Origin of the sequence: Apilactobacillus nanyangensis, assembly GCF_016861915.1 — a bacterium.
GTDB lineage: Bacteria > Bacillota > Bacilli > Lactobacillales > Lactobacillaceae > Apilactobacillus > Apilactobacillus nanyangensis.
In genome coordinates, this window is the sequence record NZ_BOLX01000003.1 from 26,472 (window position 1) to 38,199 (window position 11,728).

At 36.8% G+C, this 11,728-nt stretch carries 16 protein-coding genes; 9 read left to right on the forward strand and 7 right to left on the reverse strand.

All coding sequences use genetic code 11. The features are described from left to right. Positions 1 to 7: 7 nt before the first annotated feature. A complete protein-coding gene (locus JUD45_RS01115) occupies positions 8 to 655 on the reverse strand; it encodes a glycoside hydrolase family 70 protein (protein ID WP_041153155.1) in 648 nt (215 codons plus the stop codon). A gap of 120 nt (positions 656 to 775) precedes the next feature. Here JUD45_RS01115 and JUD45_RS01120 point away from each other — a divergent pair, with 120 nt between their 5' ends. Continuing rightward, positions 776 to 1,411, forward strand: a complete 636-nt coding sequence (locus JUD45_RS01120; protein ID WP_203619487.1) for a YczE/YyaS/YitT family protein — start codon at positions 776 to 778, stop codon at positions 1,409 to 1,411. A 23-nt stretch (positions 1,412 to 1,434) separates the two neighbouring features. Here the strand turns inward: JUD45_RS01120 and JUD45_RS01125 are convergent, their stop codons facing one another. From JUD45_RS01125 to JUD45_RS01145, 5 genes are all read right to left on the reverse strand, one after another. Then, a complete protein-coding gene (locus tag JUD45_RS01125) occupies positions 1,435 to 1,914 on the reverse strand; it encodes a DUF3278 domain-containing protein (RefSeq protein ID WP_203619488.1) in 480 nt (159 codons plus the stop codon). A gap of 11 nt (positions 1,915 to 1,925) precedes the next feature. Further along, the gene (locus tag JUD45_RS01130) at positions 1,926 to 2,423 is read right to left on the reverse strand and encodes a DUF3278 domain-containing protein (protein ID WP_138727184.1); all 498 of its coding nucleotides are present in this window, start codon (positions 2,421 to 2,423) and stop codon (positions 1,926 to 1,928) included. Positions 2,424 to 2,426: 3 nt separating this feature from the next. Then, entirely contained in the window at positions 2,427 to 2,630 is a 204-nt protein-coding gene (locus tag JUD45_RS01135; RefSeq protein WP_080719854.1) for a helix-turn-helix transcriptional regulator, read from the reverse strand. A 147-nt stretch (positions 2,631 to 2,777) separates the two neighbouring features. Next, on the reverse strand, positions 2,778 to 3,257 hold the full coding sequence (rlmH, locus tag JUD45_RS01140; RefSeq protein WP_138727185.1) for a 23S rRNA (pseudouridine(1915)-N(3))-methyltransferase RlmH: 480 nt from the start codon (positions 3,255 to 3,257) through the stop codon (positions 2,778 to 2,780). Positions 3,258 to 3,721: 464 nt separating this feature from the next. Next, a complete protein-coding gene (locus JUD45_RS01145; RefSeq protein ID WP_203619489.1) occupies positions 3,722 to 4,672 on the reverse strand; it encodes a Dyp-type peroxidase in 951 nt (316 codons plus the stop codon). A gap of 183 nt (positions 4,673 to 4,855) precedes the next feature. On the opposite strand from JUD45_RS01145, the gene JUD45_RS01150 reads away from it, so the two are divergent. After that, positions 4,856 to 6,301, forward strand: coding sequence for a catalase (locus tag JUD45_RS01150; protein ID WP_203619490.1), 1,446 nt, complete (start codon positions 4,856 to 4,858; stop codon positions 6,299 to 6,301). Between the two features lie 192 nt (positions 6,302 to 6,493). Continuing rightward, positions 6,494 to 6,865: an aggregation-promoting factor C-terminal-like domain-containing protein gene (locus JUD45_RS01155; RefSeq protein ID WP_373301488.1), complete on the forward strand. Its 372-nt coding sequence runs from the start codon at positions 6,494 to 6,496 to the stop codon at positions 6,863 to 6,865. A gap of 39 nt (positions 6,866 to 6,904) precedes the next feature. Here the strand turns inward: JUD45_RS01155 and JUD45_RS01160 are convergent, their stop codons facing one another. After that, positions 6,905 to 8,056, reverse strand: coding sequence for a homoserine dehydrogenase (locus JUD45_RS01160; RefSeq protein WP_203619491.1), 1,152 nt, complete (start codon positions 8,054 to 8,056; stop codon positions 6,905 to 6,907). A gap of 110 nt (positions 8,057 to 8,166) precedes the next feature. Between JUD45_RS01160 and thrC the strand changes: the two genes are divergently transcribed. The 6 genes from thrC to JUD45_RS01190 are packed head-to-tail and all read left to right on the forward strand — an operon-like array spanning position 8,167 to position 11,722. Beyond that, positions 8,167 to 9,672 carry a threonine synthase gene (gene thrC, locus JUD45_RS01165; RefSeq protein WP_225879393.1) on the forward strand — a complete coding sequence of 502 codons (1,506 nt, stop codon included), beginning with the start codon at positions 8,167 to 8,169 and terminating at the stop codon, positions 9,670 to 9,672. Continuing rightward, positions 9,644 to 10,498 carry a homoserine kinase gene (thrB, locus tag JUD45_RS01170; protein ID WP_203619492.1) on the forward strand — a complete coding sequence of 285 codons (855 nt, stop codon included), beginning with the start codon at positions 9,644 to 9,646 and terminating at the stop codon, positions 10,496 to 10,498. Before thrC ends, thrB begins: the two co-directional genes overlap by 29 nt. A gap of 14 nt (positions 10,499 to 10,512) precedes the next feature. Further along, the gene (locus tag JUD45_RS01175; RefSeq protein WP_034530904.1) at positions 10,513 to 10,947 is read left to right on the forward strand and encodes an ACT domain-containing protein; all 435 of its coding nucleotides are present in this window, start codon (positions 10,513 to 10,515) and stop codon (positions 10,945 to 10,947) included. 50 nt (positions 10,948 to 10,997) lie between these two features. After that, a complete protein-coding gene (locus tag JUD45_RS01180) occupies positions 10,998 to 11,225 on the forward strand; it encodes a hypothetical protein (protein WP_203619493.1) in 228 nt (75 codons plus the stop codon). 15 nt (positions 11,226 to 11,240) lie between these two features. After that, positions 11,241 to 11,465 (forward strand): hypothetical protein, encoded by a 225-nt coding sequence (locus JUD45_RS01185; protein WP_203619494.1) that lies wholly within the window; start codon positions 11,241 to 11,243, stop codon positions 11,463 to 11,465. 14 nt (positions 11,466 to 11,479) lie between these two features. After that, complete coding sequence (locus tag JUD45_RS01190) at positions 11,480 to 11,722, forward strand: hypothetical protein (protein WP_203619495.1); 243 nt, start codon at positions 11,480 to 11,482, stop codon at positions 11,720 to 11,722. Positions 11,723 to 11,728 lie beyond the last annotated feature (6 nt).

Here is an 11,728-nt window from a genome sequence, read left to right on the forward strand (position 1 = left end):
TTTTTGTTTAGAATATTTTATTTAGACGTTTAACATCGTCAATCTGAAAGTGCTTATGTTGTCCGTCGACTAGTTTATTACTTTTTTCATCACGTTTTACCAAACTATATTGAGATTGATCTTGAATAAATTCTTGAATAATTGCTTTTAACCATTTAATACTCTTAGTTTGGGTTATGCGCATTTCGATTTCTTTTTGAATAACCTGAGTCGCAGAATTCAAATCACTTTGTGAGCTGGTGATATCGTACGTATCATCACCATAATCAAAATATTCGTTCATGAAATTGATGTATTGGGTTTCTAGACGTTTGCTTGGCCACCATGCCATCAAGATTGGGCGACGATCATGTTTAGTGGATTTTTCCCACTTTTGACCGTTTCTTAGAATCATCTTTGGGCGGTACCAGGTGTTAAACGTTAAATATCCATCAACAGTGGAGATGTTTTGTTTATCAATCTTGTAAAACGCATTTTTTGCAGCATAGTCGTTGTTAGGATTATACGATGGTTTTACAATCCCTGAAGTTTCCGCCTTAGAATTAGAAATAGATAGAATCAATCCAATTCCAAATAAAGTCGCTACCACAACTGCGCATGTCGCAATTGATAGTAGTAATTTTTTACGCAAGAAACTCAGCTGTCCTTTTTTCATTATAAGCACTCCTAGTTTCATATTATGATGTTAATTTTACCACAAAAGAGCTTTTTTCTTGCTTAATCCGCCAATAAATGAAATATTACTTAATATTGTTTTATTTGGGAGATGTTTATATTGAAAGCAAAAATGTTGTTTAGAATCATCTTGTACATAATTGGACTAAACGTCTTAGCCCTTGGTACAACACTATTTGCTTGCGGAAAACTTGGGGTAAGTTCATTAGTCTCTGTTCCACAAACATTGTCATTTATTATTCATACCACACTAGGTCACGCCACTACCATTTTCTTCATCATCTTGGTATTAGTCCAACTGATTATCGTCAGAAGATTTGAATTAAAAATCGTCCTACAATTGGTCCTAGCATTTGTATTCGGTTGGCTGGTTGATTTCTACGGTTTGACCGTTGGTTTGAAACGCATCCCATTAAACGGATACGCAGAAAGAATTCCGGTCACATTATTAGCCATTTTATGTACCGCTCTAGGTATCTTTATGATGGTAAAGGCCGCATTCGTGCTAATTCCAGCAGATGGTTTCGTTAACGTCATCAGTGAAAAACTACATAAACCTTTTGGCCAAATGAAGTTTTGTTTCGATGCATCAATGATCGTCATCACAATCATTTTAGGATTAGTATTCCTACATCACATTACTTCAATTGGGATCGGAACTGTTTTAGCAGTTCTTTTCGTTGGTAAATTGATTAACCTATTTAATTATATTGTGGATAAGACTAAAAAAGCTTAGAGCATGCGCCCTGAGCTTTTTTATTATTTGAAATTACGACGGTATCCTAAATACGTTGAGATAACAAACGCTATTGGATATATAACAAAGAGAATAAAGTCGAAGTGGCCACCCAAAATTAAGTTGAAACAAATAAGAACCGTCATTATAGCTACTAATGTAATTAGGTTTTGAATGATAAAACTTCTGATAGCTATTTTTCGTTCACTGTCGTTACTATAATCATATTCATCTAATCCATGGCGTTTAACAACAATATTCATATATGTTAATGCAATTAAAACGGCTATTGAATCTGCAAAAATCATACCAAGCGCAATATCGGAAGTATCATAAAAGTTTCCTATTCCAAGTGATACAAAGATCGAAGCAAACAGAAAGATAATAAGTCCAAATGCCACCTTGTTGGCAGCCTCAGAAATTACCTTATTGGTAAATTCATCAAACGGTTCATTAATACCGTAAATAAATTTAATCATCTTAGTAAAAAAAGATTCCTTCATATTCATTCACCTCATTTTTTAAATTGACGACAATACTGAGTATAGATTGCCACCAAAATACCAATAAAACAACCAATAAAGGATGGAAAAATACTTTCGGACATTCCCAAATATCTAAACCAAACCGAAATTGGATACATAGCAAGTGACAAAGTCAATACAGTCGTGAATATTCTACTGATAATAAATCTTTTACCATAAATCTTTCGTTCTTCTTCATTATCAAATTCATAGCAATCCAATTTATTTTTTCTAATGATTCTACTCATATATGCACTTGCAATCAAATGCACAAATATATCAGCCATAATTACACCACTTACTACATTCATAGGACTGAACCATCTTATCAGTACCATCAACGCATATGCTGACATAAGAAGATATACCATTAACCCAATAGCGATTTTATTTCCAGCGTCGTTAATGACGTCCCTGGCAAACTCATCAAACGGTTTGCTAATTCCATAAAAATATTTAACTAGTTTTATAAACAATGATTCTTTCATCGGCTATTCCACTCCTTCATTCCAAAATAAAGTATTTAAATCCGTTTTTAGGGCTTTGGCAATGTTGAAACATAGCTTCAAACTTGGGTTGTATTCTCCCTTTTCAATCAAACTTAACGTTTGGCGGGAGATACCAACGGACTTCGCCAGATCCTTTTGTTGCACATTTTCCTTTGTGCGTATTTCTCTAACACGATTTTCCAAAATGTTACTCCTCTGATTATCATGTGATCTTTATATCAATTTAGGTAATATATATATTCCATATGTAAACTATATATTACATAAAAACAAAAAACAAGTAATTATTTCAAATAAAAAAAGGCGCCAATTTCTGGCGTCTTTTTGCGTATCTTATTTATGATATGGACTACCTTCATTGATCATGAAGGCACGGTAAATTTGTTCAGTTAGTACCAAGCGCATCAATTGATGTGGCAAGGTAAAGCGACCAAATGAAATTTGGGTATCAGCACGTTTTAATACCTTTGGTGCTAGACCAAGTGATCCACCAATCACAAAAGTGATGTCTGAATGACCATATGTGGCTAAATTATCGATTTCTTTGGCGAATTCTTCGGATGCACGTTCTTTTCCAAGAATGGCTAGTGCATATACATATTCCTTGTCAGCAATCTTGTCTAAAATTCTAGTTCCTTCTTTATCCATAACGTCTTGCATCTCTGATTCACTAAGGGATTCAGGCGCTTTCTCATCTGGAACTTCGATAATCCGAAACTTACAAAAACGTGATAAACGCTTACTATACTCATCAATTCCGGCCTTAAAATATTTTTCTTTTAATTTTCCGACCACAACTAGTTTAATATTCATTTGTGAAATCTCCTTTTTGAAATTTTGAACCACTATATTTAGTATGTGGAAATGTTGTTAACTACTACTAATATTGTCCACAGATTGTCAAGGTTTTTCACGAGTTATCCACATCTGTGTATATGTCATTTTGACCCGTGTAACACTCAAAAAATACTGTCACACAGGCGTTTCACAATAGTGCATTTTCCGTGTAACTTTCTTTTCCACAATGTTATCCACAGAGTTATCCACATGAGGTGGAAAACTAAAAAATAGCGATAATTGTTGATTTTTCGGGCATATATATAGATCTTAAAAATTTTATTTTTTCTAGTTATACACCGAATGTATGTTTTTTTCTTTGTGAAAAGTTTTGAATTAAAATTTCACAAAGATTATTATACAAAATTAAGTAATCGTTCGTAAAATTTTATATAAAAAAAGCGTTGAATTTAATCAACGCTCTCATAAATAGTTGGTAGTTATTTAGTTGGTAGTTCGCCTTCCACGATTTGGTCTAACGTTGTCATAGAAGGGATAAAGAACATGTTACCGGTCACTGGATCGGAGAAATCTAGTAAGCGGTCTGATTGTCCAAACATGTTTTCTAACATGCGTTTAGTAACTGTCCAATGTCTAGCATATCCAATGAAGTATGTTCCAGTCTTACCTGAACTAGGATCTGAGAATGGGACGTTCATTCTCACAATCTTGTGTTCCACACCGTCGTCGTTATCTTGAGATGCGACGTTGTGTGAGTTTTCTAGTTTTTCGTCATCTTCTAGTTCCAAGTCGGAGTATTTCTTTCTACCAATTGCCTTTTCTTGGTCTTCGGTCTTTAATGCATTCCAAGCATCCATATTATGGATGTATTTTTGTGCAAACGCGTATGAACCATTTTCAAAGTCAGGATCTTCATCCCCAATAATGGCATATCCTGAAGCCTTTTGAATTTCTGGATTTTCGGTACCATCAACGAAACCAATGATGGCACGTCCTTCGAAGTATCTGAATCCCTTGGTTTCATCTTCAACAGTAGCAAAGTCTCGGTAGTAGTTTCTGATTTGACTGGCCACTTCATATACGACGGCTTCTGAATCAGCACGAATGTGAATAAATAAATCGGCTGGAGTTGAAGGTGAAGTGTATTTAGGTCCCTTCACTGGTTTAAAATCTTCTAATTCTTGTGGTTTCTTAGCATCAGAAAATAAGTAGTCCCAAATGGAGTTTGAAAAACCAAAAGCAACCTTTAAATGTTCTTCTGGATATCTGATATTCATTGAGCGTAAAATAGCTTGTTCTCTAGATACTAATTCTGCGACTTTTTCACGGTCGTCGTCAGCGTTACTTCTATTAATAGTTAGTGTTGTAAATAACACATTTTTTCCCGCATCTTTATATACATCTTGTGCGTCAGTAGGATCGAATGGCATGGTAGTACCTTCTTTCGTTATTTATAATGATTATAAACTAATAATCAATCTTATTATAACCCTTTTTGCCCTATCATGAACAATAAATTTTTTAAAAAATCGTTAAAATTCTGAGCATATATTATCATAAGTTTTTATTTAGCATTACAATGTTGGTGTATAAACATAAAGGGGGAATTATTCATGACCAAACTAACTACTGACGAAGGTCAACCATGGGCAGATAATAACCATTCATTAACTGCCGGAAATCGTGGCCCTGTTTTATTACAAGACTACCAATTAATTGAAAAATTAGCTCACTTTAACCGTGAACGTATCCCAGAAAGAGTCGTTCACGCTAAAGGTGCCGGTGCTAAGGGTGTCTTCACTCTTACCCGTGATATGAGCGACTACACCAAAGCTGACTTATTCAACGGTAAAGGTAAACAAACACCACTTACCATTCGTTTCTCAGAAGTTGCCGGTGAATTAGGTTACCCTGATACCATTAGAGACGTTCGTGGTTTCGCAATGAAGTTCTACACTAATGAAGGAAACTACGATATCGTTGGTAACAACACACCTATCTTCTTTGTTAACGATCCTTTGAAGTTCCCAGACTTCATTCACTCACAAAAACGTGATCCTGCTACTCATCTTCGTTCAGAAGATATGCAATGGGACTTCTGGTCACACTCACCTGAATCACTTCACCAAGTTACCTATTTAATGGGTGATCGTGGTAACCCAGCTAGCTACGCTAACATGAACGGTTACGGTTCACACACATTCAAGTGGGTTAACGCCAAGGGAGAAGTATACTGGGTTAAGTACCACTTCATCTCAGAACAAGGTGTTAAGAACATGACCGAAGATCAAGCAGCTAAGGTTGCTTCTGAAAACACTGACTACTTAATTCAAGATCTATACGATCGCATCAAGAATGGTGACTATCCAAAGTGGAAAGTATGTGTTCAATTAATTCCTTACGAAGAAGGATTAAACTACAAGTACGATATCTTTGATGTTACCAAGACCGTTTCTCACAAGGACTATCCACTACAAGAAATCGGTGAATTCGTATTAAACGAAAATCCTGAAAACTACTTCAACGATGTTGAAGAAGCATCATTCTCTCCTGCAAACCTAGTTCCAGGAATCGAACCTTCAATGGATAAACTATTACAAGGTCGTTTGTTTGCATACAAGGACGCCGCTAGATACCGTTTAGGTGCCAACTACGAACATCTTCCTGTTAATAGTCCAAAGACCGAAGTTCACAACTACGCTCGTGACGGTTACATGTCACAAGGTCAAAATGGTGACGTTAACTACGAACCAAATCAATATGAAGATTCTCCACGTGAAGATCCTCATGCAAAGATTAAGCCATTTGCAGTTGAAGGCGAAGCTAACAACTACAAGACCTATGACGAAGACCCATACTCACAAGCTGGTGCCTTATACCACGTCTACTCAGATGATGAAAAAGACCGCCTAATTCAAGCTATCAAGAAACACCTAGGTAGCGTTAAGAGTCATGACACAAAAGTACGTCAAACTAAGTTGTTCTACCGTGCAGATCATGACTATGGTAAGCGAGTTGCTGACGCTTTAGGCCTAAATATGGATGAAATTACTGAATAATTGATAAAAATTACGCCGTCATGATTGTTGTCATGGCAGCGTTTTCAGCAGTTATATTTCAGTTTGTAACAATTCATAATATAACTGTAACGATGTAATAACGTTACTGATATATAACTCCTATATAGTATTAAACATCATAAGAAATCGAAAGAAAAAATTTTTAAGGTTTATATAAAGGAGTTATGTTTCTTGAATAACATTACAAAATCTTTTATCAAATTCACAGTAATCGCATTTACATCATTATTAATTTTATTCGCTATCAACTTTGCTAAAAACGACGTTCAAGCTAGTGCTTCAGTTAACTGGCAACACGTTGCTGAAAAGCACCTAAGCAAGAAAAACATCGCCGCAAGACGTTGGGTTTCATTCCACGAATCAAGCAACAGATACCACGCAAGAAACGGTGTTTGTTACGGTAAATTCCAATTAGATATCAGCTACCTACATGGTGACAAATCTAAAAAGAACCAAGAACTAACTGCCAACAGATATGTTGCTAGTCGTTACGGTTCATGGGTTAACGCTAAGAAATTCTGGCAAAAACACCACTGGTACTAAAAATAAAAAGCAGTTTAGCTAATCGCTAAGCTGCTTTTTTTATTGTCTAAACATGATTGCTTTGTTATCTGTTTGAAGAATTTCTTGGTATAGCATATGAGCGGATTCAATTGTTTGGTTAGCTAGGTGCCAATACTTATCATCTAAGTTATTAACATCTTTTAAACCACTAAGATCAACGTCAGTTCTTAAAATGTATTCCGCTGCAAAGTTATGATTGTCGATTACTAAATGATGACTACCATCAATATCATAGTATGGATTATTTTCTAAAATATCGACGACATCTTGTAATAAGGCATTTGCGGTTGGTTTCTTTCCGGCACCCTGACCTAAAAACCCTAATGGTCCGATGGTATCTCCGGTCAATTGAACATAGTTCAAATTACCATTAACGGTCGCAATGGTATTATCAACCGGCAATAATGTCGGTTCGATTGAAATCGCCAATTTATTCTGATTATATAACCTGGCTTGCCCAATCAATTTAATATTCATCTCGCGATGCAAGAAGAAATCAACATCTTCCTTTAATAGGTTTCTGATACCGACCTTCTTAATCTCATCCCCCGGTTCAACAAGTGTATTAAACGCTAAATCAGTCGAAATACATAACTTATTTTCAACATCATAACCATCAATATCGGCTGTTGGATCAGCTTCAGCGTAACCTAAATCCTGCGCCTGCTTTAATGCTTCGTTAAAACTAACGTGTTGATTCACAATCGCATCGATAATAAAGTTACTGGTCCCATTTAGAATCCCACCGATTGATTGCACATCATCGATTCGAAGAACTCGTTTAAGGTTTTGAATCCATGGGATTCCACCAGCGACGCTGGGTTCAAATCTAAATGATACGTGATTTTGTTTAGCCTCATGGATAAATTCTTCCATGTATTTTGCGACGACCGCCTTATTAGCAGTTACTACGTTCTTGCCCGCCTTAAAGGCATCCATAATCATCTCGTACGCTGGATGAATACCACCCAACGTTTCAACGATGACCTTAATGTCATCATTATCCAGAATTGATTGATAATCATTCGTCTTATTTTGTGTTGCGTCCACCTTTTCTTTTCTCACCCAGATGGCTGCTACGTTTAACTTTTCCTTTAGGCGTGGGCTTTCATCGATGATTTCTTTGACCCCACCACCGACTGTTCCAAGTCCTAAAATTGCGATATTCAATCCGATCACATCTTTTCTTTTTGTATGTATATAATAAACACTTGTTTTTTATTAATAAACAGATTATCATGTAATCAAATCTTTTTCAACCACACAGGAGGATATAAATTATGGAAAAATATACTAGTACAAGAGATAAAGACGTCGAAATTAGTTCGTTTGATGCAATCATCAAAGGATTTTCAGATGACGGCGGCTTATTCGTTTTACCAGATTTAGCTGCTCATAATATTAATATCGATAAAGTTATCGACCAAAGTTACCAAGAAATTGCTTTCGATGTTGTGAAAACATTGCTACCTGATTTTTCAGATTTCCAAATCGCTAACAGCATCCATGAAGCATACGATGACAGCTTTGATGATTACGAAATCACACCCATTAAAGATGTCGATAATTTCTCAGTTCTAGAATTATTCCACGGTCCTACCTGTGCATTTAAAGATGTCGGTCTTCAATTATTACCAAAACTAATGCGACAATGTCTACCAGAAAACAAGCACGTGATGGTATTAGCTGCTACCAGTGGTGACACTGGTACTGCTGCTCTTGCTGGCTTCAAAGACATCAACAAGATGGGAGCAATGGTATTCTACCCTCAAAACGGGGTCAGCATGGTCCAACAACAACAAATGCTAACTACTAAGGGTTACAACACTAAGGTTGCTGCTATCAATGGTAATTTCGACGACGCGCAAACTAACGTCAAAAAAATCTTTAACAACCAATCTTTGAAGAAAAAACTTGGTGACGACAATTCACTATCAAGTGCCAACTCAATCAATATTGGTCGTTTAGTTCCCCAAATCGTTTACTATTTTGATGCTTACAAGCAAATGGTTAAAAACGGCAAAATTAACGTTGGTGACGAAATCATCTTCACTGTCCCTACCGGAAACTTCGGTGATGTTTTAGCCGGATACTATGCCAAACTATTAGGTCTACCAGTAAAGAAACTAGTCATCGCATGTAACTCCAACAAGGTTCTCGCAGACTTCTTCGAAAATGGTGTCTATGACAGAAATCGTCCATTCTTCAAGACCATCGCGCCAAGTATGGACATCCAAATTTCTAGTAACTTCGAACGCCTTTTGTACTACAAGAGCGGTGAAAACGTTGACTACGTTAAATCATTAATGGATGATTTGGAAAAAGACGGTAAATACGAAGTGCTTCCAGAAATCTTGGCATCCATCAAGGATGACTTTATCTGCGGATATAGCGATGACGATGAAATCAAAGCATCCATCAAGGAAGTCTTTGAAAAATATCATTACCTAATGGATCCACATACAGCTTCCGGATACCGTGTTACACGTGAAACAAAAGAACAGTATCCAGATACTCCTGTCGTAATGCTAAGTACCGCTAGTCCTTACAAATTTGTCGATGCCGTTTCCGATGCGATCATCGGTGAACACCGCCAAAGCCCAATTGAAACTAGTGATCTATTAGTCGAAAAGACTGGTATTGAAATGCCCGAACAATTAAGACAAATCTGGCATGATGAAGCTGTTGTCCCTGCCAAAATCAACCCTGATGAAATGGAAGATTTGGTAGTCGACACAATAAAGGATGTGTTTGAAAATGATAAAAGTAATAGTGCCCGCAACTAGCGCTAACATCGCGATGGGTTACGACTGTCTTGGTATGGCCGTGAACCTGTTTACAGCTGTCAAAATTGACGAAGCTGATAAATTTAACATCACTGGATGTGATGAAGCATTCCAAAATGAAGACAATCTGGTATATCAAGGCTTCATTCAAGGATGTAAGCATTTAAAACAAAAAGTTCCTACCATCTCAATTGATATTCAAAGTGAAATTCCGGAATCACGCGGTCTAGGTAGTTCATCAGCTTGTATCGTTGCTGGAATCATCGGTGCGTTTAAATACTTCAAACAAGATGTCGATAAGGATTCCATCCTCCAAATCGCCACAGCAATGGAGGGCCATCCCGACAATGTTGCTCCCGCCATTTACGGCGGATTATGTATGGCATTTGAAGATAGCAATGGTCACTACGACGTCATCCAATACCCTATCGATGATTCTTACTACTTCACTGCCGTCATTCCCGACTTCAAGGTCTCAACCAATGAAGCCAGAAAGATTGTCCCAAAGGAAGTTAAAACCACAACGGTAGCCCATCAACTCTCTCATTGTTTAGCGATGTTAAACGCCCTATCAAACGGTGATATCAAACAACTAAACGATGCCATCGATGACCGTTTGCATGAACCCTACCGCCAAAAGTTAATCAGCGGTTTTGATGACGTCAAAAAAATCGTCAAAGAAAACGATTCTGTCGTATATATCAGCGGAAGTGGATCAACACTAATAATCATTAGTAATTCAGCTGATAGACGTGATAAAATAATAGAAGCGTTACAAAAACGATTCGAAAAATTCAGCATCAAAAATGTTGAAATCATGAACTAACGGTGGTGAGAACAATCAGTAAGTATTATATTGTCGATGACTCGCTTCTACCAGAAGCATTCGGGAAAGTCATTGAAGCAAGAAAAATGATTGATAACGGGGAAGTTAAAAACGTCAGTGAAGCCGTGAAAAAAGTCGGCATCAGTCGTGCTAGCTACTACAAGTACAAGGACTACGTTTACGAAGCCCAACAATCATCATGGCAACGAAAAGCCGTTATTTCATTTTTGCTAAGTCATAAAAGTGGTATCTTATCCAAGGTTTTGAATTCCATTTCAAACCGTGATGCCAACATCTTAACAATCAACCAAAACATCCCCATCAACGATTCAGCCAGTGTCGTGATTTCACTGGACTTGAGTCAAATGGATGGAACAATCGATGAATTAATCGCAGATATCAGTGCTATTGATGGCACAAACAAGGTTAACCTAGTCGCTGTTGAATAATTAGGCAGGAAATGCTAACATCTTGTCTAATAAATAGGAAGGAAATTACAATGGATAAATTGCAATTTATGGATTACACTTTCTTGTTTAATCCAGACCATTCTACTTATACCAACAACGAAGAAGGGTTAACCTTTTTTATGTTAGATGGTGAAGATAGAATCAAGATTAGATTCAAAAATGAACGCTTAGTATTGCTACCACAATCAGGAGTTACGATTAAAAAAGTCGATGATAAAAAATACCGCATCATCGCCAACGAATACCAACCCGTATAGGGCAAGGAGATTTAAATGAGAGAAGTTCAAATCAGACAGTATCATTTGAGATACGACGATGATCAAATCGACGGTTATTTCGACGCAAATAACGAAAGACTGGCATTCAACGCCGGAAGTGACTTATTACTAGTCGTTGATGTCGATAACGATCAATTAACGTTTCATCCCAATGGTGGCGACTACATTTCAATCGAAGAAATCGATGCTACCCACTACGAACTAGAATCTGACTTTTAAAATAGGAGACTACAATGCCTCAAATAACTTTTCATGGTTACACCATTTTCTACCAAGACCATATGCTACCCTTCTTTGATCGAAAAAGAGACGCCATCTTATTTGTAAAATATTTAGCCGAAAATGATGGTGGCAAGGCCTATGATGATGCCCAATTGATTATTGAATACGATGACGGTATCGTATTTACACCGCTTTGGAACATCAAAATCAAACAAACTAACGATAAAGAATTCATTTTAGAATTCAAAGGATAACAAAAA

Bases quoted from the DNA above. Each gene is read 5' to 3' on its own strand.
- JUD45_RS01115 (WP_041153155.1), bottom strand. From the start codon at position 655: ATGAAAAAAGGACAGCTGAGTTTCTTGCGTAAAAAATTACTACTATCA.
- JUD45_RS01125 (WP_203619488.1), bottom strand. From the start codon at position 1,914: ATGAAGGAATCTTTTTTTACTAAGATGATTAAATTTATTTACGGTATT.
- JUD45_RS01130 (WP_138727184.1), bottom strand. From the start codon at position 2,423: ATGAAAGAATCATTGTTTATAAAACTAGTTAAATATTTTTATGGAATT.
- rlmH (WP_138727185.1), bottom strand. From the start codon at position 3,257: ATGAATATTAAACTAGTTGTGGTCGGAAAATTAAAAGAAAAATATTTT.
- JUD45_RS01145 (WP_203619489.1), bottom strand. From the start codon at position 4,672: ATGCCATTCGATCCTACTGACGCACAAGATGTATATAAAGATGCGGGA.
- JUD45_RS01150 (WP_203619490.1), top strand. From the start codon at position 4,856: ATGACCAAACTAACTACTGACGAAGGTCAACCATGGGCAGATAATAAC.
- thrC (WP_225879393.1), top strand. From the start codon at position 8,167: ATGGAAAAATATACTAGTACAAGAGATAAAGACGTCGAAATTAGTTCG.
- thrB (WP_203619492.1), top strand. From the start codon at position 9,644: ATGATAAAAGTAATAGTGCCCGCAACTAGCGCTAACATCGCGATGGGT.
- JUD45_RS01180 (WP_203619493.1), top strand. From the start codon at position 10,998: ATGGATAAATTGCAATTTATGGATTACACTTTCTTGTTTAATCCAGAC.
- JUD45_RS01185 (WP_203619494.1), top strand. From the start codon at position 11,241: ATGAGAGAAGTTCAAATCAGACAGTATCATTTGAGATACGACGATGAT.
- JUD45_RS01190 (WP_203619495.1), top strand. From the start codon at position 11,480: ATGCCTCAAATAACTTTTCATGGTTACACCATTTTCTACCAAGACCAT.